The organism is Pseudaestuariivita atlantica (assembly GCF_001205715.1).
Lineage (GTDB): Bacteria > Pseudomonadota > Alphaproteobacteria > Rhodobacterales > Rhodobacteraceae > Pseudaestuariivita > Pseudaestuariivita atlantica.
This window is the reverse complement of record NZ_AQQZ01000002.1, coordinates 479,915-494,004: the sequence shown is the minus strand read 5'-3', so window position 1 is coordinate 494,004 and position 14,090 is coordinate 479,915. Positions and strand designations below refer to the sequence as shown.

General features: G+C 66.7%; 12 protein-coding genes. 5 read left to right on the top strand and 7 right to left on the bottom strand.

What is annotated here, in order from left to right:
• Nucleotides 1-15: 15 nt before the first annotated feature.
• From ATO11_RS05905 to ATO11_RS05875, 7 genes are all read right to left on the bottom strand, one after another.
• A complete protein-coding gene (locus ATO11_RS05905; RefSeq protein WP_207382942.1) occupies nt 16-825 on the bottom strand; it encodes an urease accessory protein UreD in 810 nt (269 codons plus the stop codon).
• A gap of 48 nt (nt 826-873) precedes the next feature.
• Nucleotides 874-1,926, bottom strand: a complete 1,053-nt coding sequence (locus ATO11_RS05900; RefSeq protein WP_050529893.1) for an ABC transporter ATP-binding protein — start codon at nt 1,924-1,926, stop codon at nt 874-876.
• A gap of 3 nt (nt 1,927-1,929) precedes the next feature.
• A complete protein-coding gene (locus ATO11_RS05895) occupies nt 1,930-3,192 on the bottom strand; it encodes an MGH1-like glycoside hydrolase domain-containing protein (RefSeq protein WP_082176176.1) in 1,263 nt (420 codons plus the stop codon).
• Entirely contained in the window at nt 3,189-4,403 is a 1,215-nt protein-coding gene (locus tag ATO11_RS05890; protein WP_050529892.1) for a carbohydrate ABC transporter permease, read from the bottom strand. Before ATO11_RS05890 ends, ATO11_RS05895 begins: the two co-directional genes overlap by 4 nt.
• A gap of 67 nt (nt 4,404-4,470) precedes the next feature.
• Complete coding sequence (locus ATO11_RS05885; protein ID WP_050529891.1) at nt 4,471-5,709, bottom strand: carbohydrate ABC transporter permease; 1,239 nt, start codon at nt 5,707-5,709, stop codon at nt 4,471-4,473.
• A gap of 122 nt (nt 5,710-5,831) precedes the next feature.
• Nucleotides 5,832-7,184, bottom strand: a complete 1,353-nt coding sequence (locus tag ATO11_RS05880) for an ABC transporter substrate-binding protein (RefSeq protein ID WP_110553580.1) — start codon at nt 7,182-7,184, stop codon at nt 5,832-5,834.
• A gap of 21 nt (nt 7,185-7,205) precedes the next feature.
• Nucleotides 7,206-8,306, bottom strand: coding sequence for a LacI family DNA-binding transcriptional regulator (locus ATO11_RS05875; RefSeq protein ID WP_050529890.1), 1,101 nt, complete (start codon nt 8,304-8,306; stop codon nt 7,206-7,208).
• 204 nt (nt 8,307-8,510) lie between these two features.
• Between ATO11_RS05875 and ATO11_RS05870 the strand changes: the two genes are divergently transcribed.
• The 5 genes from ATO11_RS05870 (at nt 8,511) to ATO11_RS05850 (ending at nt 14,037) form a co-directional block, all read left to right on the top strand.
• Nucleotides 8,511-9,836 carry an NAD(P)/FAD-dependent oxidoreductase gene (locus ATO11_RS05870; protein WP_082176174.1) on the top strand — a complete coding sequence of 442 codons (1,326 nt, stop codon included), beginning with the start codon at nt 8,511-8,513 and terminating at the stop codon, nt 9,834-9,836.
• A gap of 33 nt (nt 9,837-9,869) precedes the next feature.
• Nucleotides 9,870-11,027 (top strand): pyridoxal phosphate-dependent aminotransferase, encoded by a 1,158-nt coding sequence (locus tag ATO11_RS05865; protein WP_050529889.1) that lies wholly within the window; start codon nt 9,870-9,872, stop codon nt 11,025-11,027.
• On the top strand, nt 11,024-11,710 hold the full coding sequence (locus ATO11_RS05860; protein WP_242601363.1) for an AzlC family ABC transporter permease: 687 nt from the start codon (nt 11,024-11,026) through the stop codon (nt 11,708-11,710). The genes ATO11_RS05865 and ATO11_RS05860 overlap by 4 nt, the downstream gene beginning before the upstream one ends.
• Nucleotides 11,703-12,023: an AzlD domain-containing protein gene (locus ATO11_RS05855; RefSeq protein ID WP_050529888.1), complete on the top strand. Its 321-nt coding sequence runs from the start codon at nt 11,703-11,705 to the stop codon at nt 12,021-12,023. The genes ATO11_RS05860 and ATO11_RS05855 overlap by 8 nt, the downstream gene beginning before the upstream one ends.
• 82 nt (nt 12,024-12,105) lie before the next feature.
• The gene (locus tag ATO11_RS05850) at nt 12,106-14,037 is read left to right on the top strand and encodes a cation:proton antiporter domain-containing protein (RefSeq protein ID WP_050529887.1); all 1,932 of its coding nucleotides are present in this window, start codon (nt 12,106-12,108) and stop codon (nt 14,035-14,037) included.
• The last annotated feature ends 53 nt before the right edge of the window (nt 14,038-14,090 follow it).

Below are 14,090 nucleotides of genomic sequence, written 5' to 3'. Positions count from 1 at the left end.
TTGGGGTTGCGGGCCTTACAGTGTCCACGTCCGGGGCACCGCGACATTCACTGCGTTCAGCGCCGGAAGAAGCGTCTTGCGCAGCGCGTACCCGTCGGGGGCCGCGATCCGCGCAAAGAGCACGCCCGGCCGGATCAGGCTAACGCCGCCCGCCTCCGGCATCAACTGCCGCAGGGGCGCAAGCCAGCGGTCCGCTTCGGGACTGACCACAATCAAGGCAGCCAGCGCCCCGGCCCCGCCGCCTGTCGCGCGGCCCGCAAGATGCGCGACGCTGTCGCCGTCCATCGCCACGCGGTCGGCGAAAACCGGCACCCCGTCACGACTTACGTCGATCCGGTCGCGGAAATGCAGGTGGTGCACCCGCTCTCCCATCGCGGCCCGGCCAAAGACCAGCGGCTCCACCGCGACCAGCGTCGCGTCCGGGGCCAGTTCGGCGGAAAGCCGTCGGTGGACCGAGGCGTGGTCGAAGAGGATCGTCTCCTGCGGCAACCAGTCGATCCGCGCGCCGCGCCCTACCGTCAGGTCGGTCGAGATCCGCCCCGTCTCTCCCGGCTGCGCGCGGTAATAGCGTTCCGCGGCCTGCGTGGTGAGCGTCAGATGTGCGCCCTCCCCGGCGCTTGCCGTCACCGAAAAGCGATCACCCCCCGTCACCCCGCCCGAGGTGTTCAGCATCACCGCCGTCATCCCAGCCCCGTGCGGGAACAGCGCCCGGAACGCCCCGGCCTGGTGCAGGCGGGCGAGCCTGGTGCCGCGCGGGCTGGCCGAGACCTCGATCTCCAGCTTGCCGCGTGCGCGGGGTTGCGTGGGCAGGTGCGGTTTGTTCATCGCGCCAAAGGCTAGTGCCGTGGGCGGGCGGGGGCAATGGCGGGCGCGTCAGCCCGTGGCCAGCGCCAGCCCGTCTGCATCAAAGAACGACAATCGCGCGGGGTCGAAGGTGAGGCCGACGGTCTCTCCGGGTTTCAAGGTGCTGTCCCCCGTCACCCGCACGGTGATCTGGCCGGACGCACCATCGACCACGACGAAGGTGTCCGCGCCAAGGTATTCGGTCACGTCCACCGTGCCATCCAGCTGGCCCGTCCCAGCGGCCCCGATCCCGATATGTTCGGGCCGGATGCCCAGATGCGTTGCAGTTCCTGCGACCTTGGCCTTGCCGCCACGCCCACCGGGAAGCGTGTAGCCCGCCCCATCCGTCTCACAGGCCATCACGTTCATCTTGGGCGAGCCGATGAACTGCGCAACGAACAGGTTGGCGGGGTTCTCATACAACTCGCGCGGCGTGCCCACCTGCGCGATCTTGCCGAACTCCAGCACGACGATCCGGTCGGCGAGCGTCATCGCCTCCACCTGGTCGTGGGTGACGTAGATCATCGTGCGGTTCAGGCGCTGACTGAGTTTCGCGATCTCGTACCGCATCTCGACCCTCAGCGCCGCGTCGAGGTTCGACAAGGGCTCATCGAACAGGAACGCCGTCGGGTCGCGCACGATGGACCGCCCGATGGCGACCCGTTGCCGCTGCCCGCCCGACAGATCCTTGGGCCGCCGGTCGAGGTAATCGGTCAGCTTTAGCACGTCAGCGGCATGGGCGACGGCCTTGTCGATGTCCGCCTTCGGTGCACCCGCGACCTTGAGCGAAAAGCCCATGTTGTCGCCCACCGACATGTGCGGATAAAGCGCGTAGGACTGGAACACCATCGTCAGCCCGCGCTTTGATGGCGGCTGGTCGGTCACGTCCCGCCCATCGATCAGAAGCCGCCCGCGCGAGATATCCTCCAGCCCGCCAATCATCCGCAGAAGCGTGGACTTGCCGCAGCCGGACGGGCCGACGAACACGACGAACTCGCCATCCGCGATTTCAAGGTCGACGCCCTTGATCACCTGCGCCTCGCCGAACCACTTTTCGACTTTGTCGAGCGTGATTGCCCCCATGCCTCAGCCCCTCGCGTTCGGAGATGCCCAGCCCAGCCAGACGGCGGCGGTCCAGGTAAACGTGCTTCCGCCCGCCGGGTCGCCGGTCAGCGGATCGAAATATTCGGCAAAGCCGTGGTGTTCGATGGCGGCGCGGGTGTGGTCGCGGACCATGTCTGCCTGTGGCTTGCCCATCGCGGCGAGGCCGGAGCCGATCAGGTAGTTCATGATCGCCCAGGACGGCCCGCGCCAGTAGCGCTTGGGTTCGAACCGTGGGCTTTCGGGATCGTGGCTGGGCACGCCGTATTGCACCTTGGCCATCACGCGATCCAGATGCGCGGCGGTCTCCGCATCGTCGATCCCCGCACCCCAGCACAGGAACGAGGCCGACGACACGCATCCCGCCCAGTCCCCCGTCACCACGTCCCGCGCATCGAAACAGCGCAGTTCGGGGTTCCAGAGGGACCGCGCCCCTGCCTCAAGCACCGCGATCTCGTCGGCAATGCCGGCGGTGTCACAGCCCAGCGCCTCCCCCAGCGCCAGCAGGTCGCGATGCGCGCGGAGCAGGATGAATGTCATCGTCGGATCGGCCACGCGGAAGGGGTTGATCGCCTTCAGCTTGGCATCGTCCCACCCTACAGACGCGCCAAGGTTCACAAGCCAGATGTAGCGGTCATAGTCGAACTTGGTCGGCCGCATCGCTGGATCCACGTGCGAGGTGTCGCGGCGCGTATACTCGCCCACCCCCTGCGGATCGATCCGCTTCAGCGGCGCATCCCATTCCGGCGTGTTGTCGCGGCCTGCCTCCCATGGATGGGTGACACAGATCGCGCCCGCGTCATCCGTGCGCCAATCCATGAACCAGCGGTGCCAGGCCCGCAGCTTGGGCCAGAGCGCCATGACCCGGTCGCGGCTCTCCTCCGGCGCCTGCTCGTAAATCAGGCGGGCAAAGATCGCGGCCACGGCGGGTTGCGTGATGCCGGACGACGGGATCGGCCCCACGCCTTGCCACACGTCCGGACCGGGGAAGTAGCGGTCATCGACCTGGTGAAACAGGATGTGCGGCACCATGCCCGACGCCCATTGCCCCGTCATCAGCGTCTCAAGCTCAACCCACGCCCGGTCCAGATCGAACTGGGCAAACCCGAAGGCGGCAAAGGCCGAATCCCAGTTCCACTGGTAGGGGTACAATCCGTCCGTCGGCACGGTGTACCCGCCCCGGTCGTTCAGGTGGAGGATGCGCCGGGCCTCGGCATCAAGCGCGTCGTAATCTGCCATGTCCTTCATCCCTTGACCGACCCCGCCGTCAAACCCTTGGTCATGAACCTCTCCAGCCCCAGGAACAGCACCATGATTGGCACCGTCGCGATCACCGCGCCCGCCATCAGATGCTGGCGCGGGATTTCCGAGGAGTTGAGCGACGCGATCCCCCGCGTCAGTGTGAATTTCGATGGATCATCCAGCAGCATGAACGCCAGCAGGAACTCGTTCCACGCGATCATGAACACGTACAATGACACCGACGCCAGCGCCGGCAGCGACAGGGGCAGCGTGATCTTCCAGATCACCGCCAGCCGCGACAGCCCGTCCATCAGCCCGGCTTCCTCGATCTCTGCCGGGAGCCCGCGGAAATACCCCTGCAGCATATACAGAGCGACCGGGATCGTCGTGACCGGGTAGATCATCACGATCCCAAGGATCGAGTTGCGCAAGCCGGTCAGCGAGAACGCGATGTAGATCGGCAGCGCCAGCACGATCATCGGCACCATGTAGATCATTAGGATCGACCGCGAAAACGCCGCCTGCCCCCGGAATCTGAGCCGCGCCACCGCATAGGCGCCGGGGATCGAGAAGGCGAGCGTGATGAACACGGTCAGGACCGATACGAGGAACGATGTCCACAAATACCCGCCAAAGCCGTAAATCCCGAACAGTTCGTTGTAGGACCGGAACAGGTCCACCCCCTTCGACAGGTCGATCGAGAAGTCGAGCGGGTTCTGCAACAGCGCCTGCTGGGATTTGAGCGAGGTCATCACCATCACGTAGAACGGGATCAGCACGATGGCGGTGAAGAATATATAGCCAAACCCGGTCAGGAACCGGATCACCGCCTCCTCGAACTCGTGCCGCGTCAGCGCACCGCTCGGCATGTCGCGCAGGATCACTCCCATCGACCACACGAAGGCCACCGCCAGCGCGACCGCCCCGAATACGGCGGACCCAAGGCTCACCCCGTCCCCGATCACCAGCGGACCGAAGTTCAAAAGGCTCAGACCCGCCAGGGATGCGGTGCCCAGCACGCCGCCCAACATGTCGCTTTTCCGCAGTGACAGGGTATAGCCGATGGCGGCCCCGAAAAGCAGGCTCAACATCATGTGCGGCCGGAACGGATCGCCCGTGGCGAACGACATCGCCACCGCCACGGTGGTCGACAGGACGACCATCCACAGCGCACCCAGGACGGGGCCGGTCACGTATCCGAACCTCAGGAACCGCACGCGACCGTCCCTTCTCTGGTTGGAAAATACCTCGGGGTGTGGGGCAGCGCCCCACGGATAACCACGCTCACAATCCCTCCTCCCGGCTGACATACCTGAAGAAGAAGATCGAGAAGATCAGCAGGCAGGCGAAGATCACCACCGCCACCGCCGCGCCCGCGCCGATGTTCGACACGGCGAAGGCCTGTTCGTAGACGTTCACCGTCAGCGTCCGCGTGCCCGCATTGCCGCCGGTCAGCAGGAAGATGTCGTCGAACTTGTTGAACGTCCAGATGAAGCGCAGCAGGAACAGGACCGACAGGATCCCCAGCAACTGCGGCAGGCTGAGGTACCAGAACTTCTGGAAGGGGGAGGCCCCGTCCATGTCCGCCGCCTCGTACATGTCGCTGTCGATGGACTGCATCCGGGCGAGGATGAATAGGAAGGACAGCGGGAAGTAGCGCCAGATCTCGAACACCGTGACCATGATCAGCGCCAGCGGGCGCTGGCCGAAGAAGTTGATCGCTTCGCGGCTGACGCCCATCTGCAGCAGGAGCGCATTGACCGAGCCCGAGAACGGATCGAAGAGCGTGATCCACGCGAACGCCACGGCGATCACCGGGGCCACGTAGGGAAAAAGGTAGAGCCCGCGCAGCACGCCCTGCCCCCGGAACGACTTGTTCAGAAGCAGCGCTGCGAAGAGGCCAAAGACCAGCGCGCCGATGGTGCCGAACACCGTGTAGAACATCGTGACATACAGCACTTCCCAGAACTGCTTGCCGTCAAAGACGCGGGCGAAGTTGTCCAGCGTGAACTCGAAATTCGTCAGAATGTTGTTGGCGGTGCCTTGGGCCAAAGGCTCGGTATCGTCCTCTAAAGCGTCCTCCAGCGCCACCGCGTCGCCCTCCAGCGTGACGGGTACCATCAGGGTCACACGCGCCTTGGGCTCCAGCGTGCCGAGGGTGCAGGTCAGCGTCGTGCCCGCCACGGCACATTCCGGCGGCAGCGTACCAAGTGTCACGCCTGCCGGGATCGTGTCGGTGAAGGACATGTCGGTGATCGGCACGTCCTGGCTGCGGTTCTGGATGCGGTAGCGCACCGCCTGGTCCGGATCGCCCTTGTTCCGCAGGTCCTCCCGCACCACGGGCACGACAGGGCGCAGGTCGGCCAGCCCCACCGGTTTGAACGAGATCCAGAAGATCGCCAGAAGTGGCAGGATCACGACCAGCGACACGATTGCCACCGTCGGCAGCAACAGCCCCCAGGCCAGCCGGGCCTCGCGCCGGGCCAGCGCGCCGCGTGTGGTCGGGGGGCCGTGGTCGGACATGGGGCGTGCACGTCCCGGTCAAGACGCCGGGACCTCCTTGACGGTGGTCAGAAAACTGGCCCCGGATCGACGTCCGGGGAAGCAATCGCGGGGCCGGAAGGCCCGACCCCGCGACCGACAGGTTACTCGATCTTGCCGAGTTCGTCGTTCATCGCGGCCACGGCGGCGGCCGCGTCGATCTCACCATCGGTGAACTGGCGCACGATGCGGTTGATCACCTGGCTGTTGATCATCTTCGACGCGAGCGACAGCTGGCCTTCGGCCACGCCCCAGCGTTTCGCGACCTCAAGCCCGCCGACGATCTCGTCGATCATCTCCTGCGCGTACAACTCGCCCAGCGGGGCCTTGCGGTCCACGCCGACGGGCAGGGTCGCCCACAGGTCCTTGAACTTGGTCGGTTCGTCCGCCGTGCCCGCACGGACCGGGAACTTGCCCTCGGGCGCGATCGACAGCGTCTGGCCATAGCCTTCATCCATCGAGTACTTCACGAAGGCCTGCGCGGCCTCGGTATCGGCATCCGACGTGATCCCGAAATACCGCACGTCACCCCATGCCGCGCCATCGGCGTTCGACGGACCGGCAAAGTTGGTCACGATACCCGTCATCGCCGCAAGGTCGCGGGTGGTGGGATCGTCGTTGATGGTCGGCGGGGCGCTGTCGCGCAGACCGGCCAGTTCGTCGAGGATGAAGGGCGACCAGATGATCATTGCCGCCTGACCCGCGAAATACAGCTCGCGCGACTGCTTCCAGTACAGCTCACCCGGAGGCGAGGCTTCGACGATGGCCTTGTAGAAGTTCAGGACTTCGGTGGTCTTCGCCTCGTCCAGAGGGGCAAAACCGTTCGCGTCCACCGGCGACACGCCGTTGGCGAGGAAGACATGCTCCAGAACCTGGGACATGAAGTTCTCGTCCACCTTGGTGGGCGCGACGAAACCGTACATTTCCGGCGGGTTGTGCAGCTTCTCGATGGCCGCGACGACGTTGGCGTAAGAGGTCGGAGCCTCCAGCCCGGCCGCGTCGAACGCGTCCTTGCGGTAGACAACCATCTGCGTCCAGCCGTCCACCGGAACCGATGCAACGCCACCGTCAACCGCCGCCATGGCCAGCGGACCGGCCGAGAACGTGTCGCGGCCCAGCTCGTCGACCACCTCGGTCGCGGCATCGGTGTCGAGGATACCGGCCTCGGCCCATGGCAGGGCATATTGCAGCGTGTGATAGATCACGTCGGGCAGGTCGCCCGCGGCGAAGGCCGCCGTGGCGCGGGTGCCGAGGTCGGATTCCGTCACCGGGATCACCTCGACCGAGGTACCGGTCGCGGCCTCGAACTCGGCCGCCATGGCTTCCTGCTTGGCCAGCCGCTCGGGCTGTTCTTCGGTCGTCCAGAAGCGGATCGTGTCCGCCGCGACGCCGTTTGCCAGAAGTGCCAGCGCCGTCGCGGCGCCCAGCATCAGGCGGGTCTTGGGTTGAAGGGTCATGTGAGGTCTCCTCCCGTTGGTTCACATGATGGAAGATGCGCGCACTCGCCGGGCAAGCTGCGCGGAGCTCAAGACCGGGGGCCCGTGCGAGCCGCGGTCAAGAAAGGAAGCATCGGCCAGATCGCGCAGGGCGTGGGGGTCGGTACCCCGGACCCGCTCGATCAACATCTGGGTCAGGCGTTCGCCCGCCGCGCGGTTGTCGACGGCAAAGGTCGACAGGGGCGGGTCGACGAACCGGCCTTCGGGGATGCCGTCATAGCTGATGACGCTGACCTCCCTGCCGATGGCCAGTCCGCGCTCCCGCGCCGCGTCGTAAAGGCCCAGCGCCGCCTGGTCGACGGCACAGACGATCGCGGTGGGCGGTTCGGTCAGGGACAGCAGGCGGCGGCCCGCATCGCATCCCTCGATCGGGTTGAGCGAGGGCGGCGCGATCAGGTCGTCGTCGATGGCAAGGCCCGCGGCCTGCATCCCGGCGATATACCCGTCAAGGCGCAAGTGGGCGTAATTGGCGCCCTCGCCCCCTTGCACGAAGCCGATGCGCGTGTGGCCCAGCGCCGCGAGCCGTGCGACGGCGTTTGCCATTGCCGCCTCACCCGCGATGTCGAACCATGCGCATCCGGTGTCGTCGCCCGTCCGCCCGAACAACACGAACGGCACGCCCGCACGGCGCAGCGTCTCGATGCGCGGGTCGTCGCGATAGGTCCGGGGCAGGATGAACCCGTCGACCTTGCGTTCGTCCACCAGCCGGTCAAGCGTGGCGAGCATTTCGTCCTGTGACGACGCGGTTGCCAGCGTCAGCGTCCAGCCTTCGGCACTGGCCGCGCCACTGATGCCGGTCAGGAAATCGGCGAGGAACGGGCGGTGCCCGTCATGTTCGTAGAACTGGAAGACCAGCCCGACCGACCGCACCCGCCCGGTGCGGATCGCCTGTGCGTGGGCGAGCGGGCGATAGCCCATCCGCTCCGCCGTGCGCGCGACTTTCAGGCGGGTGGTTTCCGAGATGTCGGGATACCCGTTCAGCGCGCGGCTGACGGTGCCCTTGGTCAGGCCCAGAGCCTCTGACACGTCACTGATCGTGACGCGGCGCTGGCGCGGCGCAAGGTTATTGATCTGTCCTCCCATGCGACTCAGAGTCGGTTCCGAAACCGGTTTCGGCAAGCGTTTTCTTTTCCGCAGCGCGGCATCGGCAGGCTTTGCCCCGCGCGACGAAGGTACCGGCGATGCCTGCCGGGGGCTTGCGAAACGGGCGCCCTGTCCTCATGTGAGGGGCGTGACCGCGGCGCGCCCCGGCGCGACGCGGCCTGTTCCAATGAGGAGGCCCCGCCGATGCCCGACCCGTCCCGACGCCCGCGCGTTGTCATCATCGGAGCCGGTTTCGGAGGGGTCGCCGTCGCCAAGGCGCTCAAACGTGCGCCAGTCGATATCGAGATCATCGACAAGCGCAACTACCACCTGTTCCAGCCGCTTTTGTACCAGGTCGCCACCGCCGATCTGTCGCCTGCCGATATCGCCTGGCCGATCCGTGGTATCTTTTCCAAACAGGACAACGTGCGCGTCACCCTGTCGAATGTGGAAGACGTGGACACCGGCGCGAAAGAGGTGATTTGCGACACCGGCCGCGTGCCCTATGACCACCTCGTGATCGCGAACGGATCGTCGCATTCCTATTTCGGGAAGGATGACTGGGCCGACCACGCGCCGGGCCTGAAACGGATCGTGGACGCGACCGAGATCCGCCGCCGCGTGCTGATGGCCTTCGAACGCGCCGAGCTGGCCGAGGACCCCGAAGAGCAGGCCCGCCACCTGACCTTCGTCATCGTAGGCGCGGGCCCGACGGGCGTGGAGATGGCCGGGTCGATTGCCGAACTGGCACACGTCACCCTCGCCCGCGACTTCCGACGCATCCGGCCCGACACTGCCCGCATCCTGCTGGTCGAAGGCGGCGACCGCGTGCTCTCCGCCTTCCCTGAAAGCCTGTCGTCCAAGGCCGAAGCCTCACTGGAACGGCTGGGCGTCGAGGTGCGGACCGGCACCATGGTCGAGGACGTGAACGAAACCCACGTGGTCGCGGGTGGGGAGACCATTCCCGCCGCCACCACCATCTGGGCCGCAGGCGTCAAGGTCGACAACCTGCACGACTGGCTGGGGGTGGAGACGGACCGGATCGGGCGCGTCGCGGTGGAGCCTGACCTGACCGTGCCGGGCCTGCCCGACGTCTCGGTGATCGGCGATGCCGCGCAGGTGCCGTGGAAGGACGGGCAGGACGTGCCCGGCATCGCGCCCGCCGCCAAGCAGGAAGGCAGGTACGTGGGCCGCCGCATCGCCGCCGCCGTCGCGGGACGCAAAGCGCCCGAACCCTTCCGCTACCGCCACGCGGGCAACCTTGCGACGATCGGGCGGAACTCTGCCGTGATCTCGATGGGACGGATCAGGCTGAGCGGCTGGATCGCGTGGTGGATCTGGGGCATCGCCCACATCTACTTCCTGATCGGGGTGCGCCGCCCGCTCTTCGTCGCGATCAACTGGATCGGCAGCTACGTCTTCCAGACCAAGGGCGCGCGGCTGATCACCGGGCTCGAACCCCTGCGCATACCGTCGCAGCCCCCGCAACAACCGGACCCCACCCTTGCCCCCGCCCGCGCAAGCGACTAGCCCACGGGGAACCGGAGCGAGGGGAGACGTGACATGTTGCGACTGACGCAGGCCGTGGAGCGGCTGGGGACCGAAAGCGCGTTCCAGGTACTGGCGCGCGCGCAGGCGCTGGCCGCGCAGGGGCAGGACATCATCAACCTCGGCATCGGCCAGCCCGATTTCCGCACGCCCGACCACATCGTCGAGGCCGGGATCAAGGCGCTGCGCGACGGCCATCACGGTTATACCCCCGCCAACGGCCTGCCGGTCCTGCGCGAGGCCGTCGCCGCCGACCTGGAAAAACGGCACGGCGCGGCGGTCGATCCCGATTGCGTCGTCGTGGTGCCGGGCGGCAAGCCCACCATGTTCTTTGCCGTGCTGATGTTCGGCGAACCGGGGGCGGAAATCATGTACCCCAACCCCGGTTTCCCGATCTACGAATCCGTCATTAAGTATTCCGGCGCGACGCCCGTCCCGATTGCGCTGGAGGAAGAGAAAGGCTTTGCCTTCGACGCCGATACGGTGCTGGGCCAGATCACCGACAAGACGCGCCTGATCATCATCAACTCGCCCGCCAACCCCACCGGCGGCGTGACCCCCAAGGCCGAGATCGACAAGCTGGTCGCGGGCCTGCCCGACCACGTGGCGATCCTGTCGGACGAGATCTATTCCGAGATGCTCTATGGCGGGCGCGAACACGTCTCGCTTCTGCAATACCCCGAGATCCGAGACCGCCTGATCCTCCTCGATGGCTGGTCCAAGACCTATGCCATGACGGGCTGGCGCATGGGTTATGCCGTCTGGCCCGAGGCGCTGGTGGAAACCGTGCAACGCCTGTGCATCAACGACCATTCCTGCGTGAATGCCTCGGCCCAATATGCAGGGCTCGCCGCGCTGCAGGGCCCGAAAGAGCCGGTGCTGGAAATGGTGGCCGAGTTCGACACCCGCCGGAAGTTCATCGTGGATGCGCTGAACGACCTGCCCGGCATGCGCTGCGCCGACGCCGCGGGGGCCTTCTATGCCTTCCCGAATATCGAGGGCACGGGCCTGAGTGCCGCCGAGGCGCAGGACCTGTTCCTCACCAAGGCGGGCGTCGCGACCATCGCGGGCACCTCCTTCGGGGCATGGGGCGAGGGCTTCGTGCGCCTGAGCTACGCCAACAGCCTTGAGAACATCGAACGCGCCATCGACCGGATCCGGGGCGTGCTGTGACGCCTTTCTGGCGCGGGTTCCGCGACGCGGCGCCCTTCATGCTGGTCGTGATCCCGTTCTCGGTCCTGTTCGGGGCCGTCGCGCGCGAGGCGGGGATGGACATCCTGCAGATCATGGCGATGTCGGCCGTGGTCTTTGCCGGGTCTGCGCAGTTCACCGCGCTGGCGCTCTTGCAGGACGGCGCGCCGGTCTTCATCGCGATCCTCGCTGGCCTCGCCGTCAATTTGCGCATGGCGCTCTATTCGGTCGCGCTGATCCCGCATCTCGGCCACGCGCCGTTCTGGAAGCGCGGGGTCATGTCCTACCTGATGGTCGATCAGGCCTTTGCCGTGGCGGTGAAGACCTATGACAGCGAACCGGACATGCCGCGCGCAGCCAAGATCCCATACTACTTCGGCGTCGTCGCCTCGGTCTGCCCGCTATGGCTGGCCTTCACCTGGGTCGGTGCCGTCGTGGGCCGGACGATCCCGCCCGACTGGCAGCTCGATTTCGCGCTGCCCATCTGCTTCATCGCGCTGACCGCGCCCCTGTTGCGGTCGCTGGCGCACGTGGTGGCCTGTTTCGTCGCCGTCTCGGTCGCGCTGATGTTCGCGTGGGTGCCGTGGAACCTGTGGCTGATCCTCGCCGCGCTTGCCGGGATGGCTGCCGGGGCCGAGGTGGAGCGGAGGGCGGCGCGTGTCTGACGCGGTGATCTGGACGGTGATCCTTGCGCTGGGGATCGGCACCTACGCGATCCGGTTCTCGTTCCTGGGGTTCCTCGGCGACCGCACACTTCCCGACTGGGTGCTGCGCCACCTGCGCTATGTCGGGGTGGCGGTGCTGCCCGCGCTGGTCGCGCCGATGATCCTGTGGACCAATGGGCCGGGCAGCGCCGTCGATCCCGCGCGCCTGGTCGCCGCCGCCGCGGGCTTTGCCGCGGGCTGGCGATTCGGCGTCGTGCCTGCCCTCGTTGCGGGCATGGGCACGCTTTACGCGGTGCAGGCGCTGATCGGCTGACCGCCCGTCCCTTGCCACTTGGCCATGACCGGGTTTTGATGCGGGGAACGCGGGCGCGGGTGGCCTGCGCGGAGGACCGCCAATGACCGACTTCCTGCTTCTCGCCTTCATCTTCCTCGTCGCGGGCGTGTTCGCGGTGCCCATCGCCTCCCGCCTCGGGCTGGGGTCGGTGCTGGGTTACCTGATCGCGGGCATCGTGATCAGCCCGATCCTCGCGCTGCTCGGCGTCGACGTGATCGCGATCCAGCATTTCGCCGAATTCGGCGTGGTGATGATGCTGTTCCTCGTCGGGCTGGAGCTTGAACCGAAACTCCTGTGGCAGATGCGGGCGCGGCTTCTGGGGCTTGGCGGCGGGCAGGTCGTGCTGACTACGCTGGCCGTCACCGGGATCGCCATGGCGTTCGGCCTGTCGTGGCAGGTGTCGCTGGCGGTGGGCATGGTGCTCGCCCTGTCATCGACGGCCATCGTGCTGCAAACGCTGAACGAAAAGGGCCTGATGAAATCCGATGGCGGGCAATCGGCCTTCTCGGTCCTGCTGACGCAGGACATCGCGGTGATCCCGATGCTCGCCTTCCTGCCCCTCCTCGCCGCGCCCGGCTTCGTCGATACCGCCGGGGTCGGGACCGACATCCTGATCGGCGCCGCGACCGGTGACGCGGGCGGCGACCACGGCGGCGGGGCCATGAGCCTGGTCGAGGGGCTGAACGGCTGGCAGACGGCGCTGGTGACGCTGGCCGCCATCGCGGTTGTGGTGCTGGGCGGCAGCACGCTGACGACGCCGCTGTTCCGCTTCATCTCGGCCGCAAACCTGCGCGAGCTGTTCACCGCCACGGCGCTGATGATGGTGATCGGCATCGCGCTTCTGATGTCGCTGGTGGGCCTGTCACCTGCCCTCGGCACCTTCCTTGCGGGCGTGGTGCTGGCCAATTCGGCCTACCGGCACGAACTGGAATCCGACATCGACCCGTTCCGCGGCCTGCTTCTGGGCCTCTTCTTCATGACGGTGGGCGCGGGCATCAACTTTGCGCTGCTCTTCGAAAACGTCGGCCTGATCGTGGCGCTGACGCTGGGCCTGATGCTCCTGAAGGCGGCGATCCTGCTGATCCTCGCGCGGGTCTTCAACATCACCGGCGCGGACAAGTGGCTGTTCGCGCTGGGGCTGGCGCAGGCGGGCGAGTTCGGTTTCGTGCTGCTCAGCTTCACCGTCTCCGCCTCGGTCCTGCCTGCTGCGCTGGCCGATCAGCTGCTGCTTGTCGTCGCGCTGTCGATGCTGCTGACGCCTGTGCTGTTCATCCTCTACGACCGGATCATCGCGCCGCGTTACGCCGGATCGGATGATCGGGAGATGGACGCGATCGAGGAAGACAACCACATCATCATCGCGGGCGGCGGGCGCGTCGGCGGGCTGGTGAACCGAATCGTGCAGGCCGCGGGCATGCAGGCGACGGTGATCGATTTCTCCTCTGCCCGCCTCGCCGCGCTCGAACGGTTCGGGGTCAAACACTACTACGGTGACGCCACGCGCCCCGACCTGCTGCACGCGGCGGGGATCGACGAGGCCAAGGTCCTCATCATCGCCATCGACAACCGCGAACAGATCACCGAACTGGTCCATTACGTGCACAGCACGCACCCCCACGTGCACATCATCGCCCGCGCGACCGACCGCGATCACGTCTATGACCTGTGGGCCATGGGCTGCCGCGACATCATCCGCGAAACCTATGACAGCACCCTGCGCATGGGACGGTCGATGCTCGAAGCGCTCGGCATCCCGACCGACCGCGCCGAGGCCATGATCGCCGAGTTCAACGCGATGGACCGCCGGTCGATGCTGGCGCTTGCCGGTGCGCACAAGGTCGGCGTCGCCCCGCACGAGAACGAGGAATACATCGCCCGCGTCCGCAGCTACGTCACCGACATGGCACCAGTCCTGCAAACCCGCGTCACCGCTCACCGCGACGGCCGCGACCCCGATGCCGAGGCTCCGCTGGAAGACCCGGCGGCGAACTGACTCCGGGCGCGCATCGCCAACCGTGATGGCAGAGCCGACAAATCACGATCCCA